The following is a 2379-nucleotide window of genomic DNA, read 5'->3' on the forward strand; positions in this document are numbered from 1 at the left end:
TGGAAAATGAATTCGCGCCAGGTTCCCCACGAGGGGTTCAGAGGTGGATATCGCCTCTGCAGCATGCGCAAATGGCATGCAAATCGCGATACAAAAATGAATATGAAATCACACTTTCGTGCGCGACATGGCTAGGGAGCATGAGCCAGCTGGGCCGCGAAATAGGCCACCGTCCGGGTATAGACCTCGCTCTTGTTCCATTGCTGGAGCACGGCGAAGTTGGGGCTGCCTGGCTCGAAATCCTTGCCGCGCTGCCAGCCATAGCTGGCGAGATAGTTCGCCGTTGAGGCGAGCACGTCGGGTGCGCTGTGCAGGAGATCGCGACGGCCGTTGCCGTCGAAGTCGACGGCGTATTTCATCCAGGACGAGGGCATGAACTGGGTCTGGCCGAGTTCGCCGGCCCAGGCGCCGCGCATCTCGTTCGGCGCAAGATCGCCGCGCTGGACGATGCGTAGCGCGTCCATCAGTTCGCCGCGAAACTGCTCCGCGCGCCGGCAGTCATAGGCGAGCGTCGCGAGCGAGCGCATCGTTGCGAACTTGCCGGTGTTAGTGCCGAAGTCGGTTTCAAGTCCCCAGATCGCCACCAGCACTTCGCCGGGTACGCCATAGGCCTGCTCGATGCGCGAGAGCACCGAGCCATATCGCTTCATCATGTTGGAGCCGCGGCCCATCCGCGGCGGCACCATGCGGCTGGAAAACTCCTCGAAACTCTGGCTGAAGACCTTTTGCGAGCGATCGCGCGACAAGACGCTCTGGTCGAGCGTCACGCCGGCAAGGCCCGCGGAGATCGCCTGCTGCGAAATGCCCTTGGCCGCCGCCTCGGTCTTGAAGTCGGCAAGCCAGGCCTCGAAGCTGCCGGAGCCGCAGGCGGCTGCGGCGCGCGCGCTCTCGCTTGACGCGATCGAGATGATGAGGACGAAGGCGGCGAGGAACAGACGAGAAATCGTCGGGGGCATCAGGGCAAATCAATTCCAAATGTCATGACCGGCAGCAGCAATTTCGGTGCCAACCGCGGCTAAAGCAAGGCCCGTGGGCCGGCGGATCCTGCACGAAACGCGGGCAGGGACTTCGGCGTGGCGCGCGACCGCCGGTCGGTATTCGGCCGGCGGTCTCGACGTTTGCGCTTCACTATCCGTCGCTCCGATTCCGCCACGGGAACAGGTTGGCCGGGAAATCCGCGGCTGGCTTGCGCGGACGGTGCGGCGGCGGTGGCACCGGCCGCGCGTTCGGATCGGACACGATCACCTTGCGATAGAGATGCCAGGTGGCGTGGCCGAGCAGGGGAATGACGACCGCAAGACCGAGGAAAGCCGGCGCGGTGCCGAGCACGAGCAGCACCGCGACGATCAGGCCCCAGGCGGCCATCGGCACCGGGTTCCTGGCGACCGCGCGTAGCGAGGTGACCATGGCTTCGCCGGCGCTGGCGTGGCGATCGAGCATCAGCGGAAACGACACGACGCTGATGCAGAGCGCCGCGAGCGCGAACAGGAATCCGGTGCCGCAGCCGACCGCGATCAGCCACCAGCCTTGCGACGTCGTCAGTACGCGCCTGGCAAAGTCGGACATGCTGGTCACGCCTTCATAGCCGAACGCCGCGATGTAGATCGCCTGCGCAATCGCGACCCAGGTTACGAACAGCGCCAGCAACAACGTGCCTAAGCCGAGCATCGCTCCGAACGACGGGGAGCGCAGCACTTCCATTACGTCCCATGCGCTGGCTTCCTCATGGCGCTCGCGCCGGCTGCTCAGCTCATAAAGGCCGAGCGCGGCGAACGGGCCGACCAGCGCGAAGCCTGCTGCGAGTGGAAACAACAGCGGCAGCACGGAATAGCCCATCACGATGCGTTCGAGCACCAATCCAAGCACCGGATAGATGACACAGAGAATGATGGCGTGGCTGGGTACCGCCATGAAGTCCTCCCACCCGCGGCGGAGCGCGTCATGCAGGTCGGACAGCCGGATGGTCCGGATGGTTGGCCCAGCCGCATCGGCGGACCGAGCCATGCTGGGGACATTGCCTTGGTAGAAGGTGGCCATGGTCGCTAGCTCCCTTGCCGCGCGACCGGGCTTCGCGCCGGCCGACGGCGCAAGCGGTCGCTTTGTCCAAAGTTTTCGCGATTCCGACCAGACGCGAACATCCGAGGGGATCGCGAGCTGAGACTGAAACGTACTCTCAATTGCGATTCCTGTCCCTCACGCTTGGGTGAGATGCCTGTCCCTCGCGCTTGGCTGAAATGTCGTTGCCGCAGTGCAACCGCGAATCTGTCGTTCCGTCGTCATTTCGCCGCAGATAAGCTGATGCTGTCGAATGCGTCGCATCGCGGCGCAGAGACGTGGTTGATACAGTTCGATTTGACGGCCCTTCCTTCGAATCCTTTT

2 protein-coding genes are annotated in these 2379 nt (G+C 63.8%); both read right to left on the reverse strand.

Translation table 11 applies throughout. The features are described from left to right. Positions 1-131: 131 nt before the first annotated feature. Positions 132-956, reverse strand: a complete 825-nt coding sequence (locus tag KGM94_RS24925) for a lytic murein transglycosylase (RefSeq protein WP_300265325.1) — start codon at positions 954-956, stop codon at positions 132-134. A 172-nt stretch (positions 957-1128) separates the two neighbouring features. Continuing rightward, on the reverse strand, positions 1129-2037 hold the full coding sequence (locus tag KGM94_RS24930; protein WP_300265328.1) for a DUF2189 domain-containing protein: 909 nt from the start codon (positions 2035-2037) through the stop codon (positions 1129-1131). Positions 2038-2379 lie beyond the last annotated feature (342 nt).

The organism is Bradyrhizobium sp. (genome assembly GCF_028868675.1).
GTDB lineage: Bacteria > Pseudomonadota > Alphaproteobacteria > Rhizobiales > Xanthobacteraceae > Bradyrhizobium.

Coding starts and splice junctions, on each gene's coding strand:
- KGM94_RS24925 (WP_300265325.1), bottom strand. CDS start 956: ATGCCCCCGACGATTTCTCGTCTGTTCCTCGCCGCCTTCGTCCTCATC.
- KGM94_RS24930 (WP_300265328.1), bottom strand. CDS start 2,037: ATGGCCACCTTCTACCAAGGCAATGTCCCCAGCATGGCTCGGTCCGCC.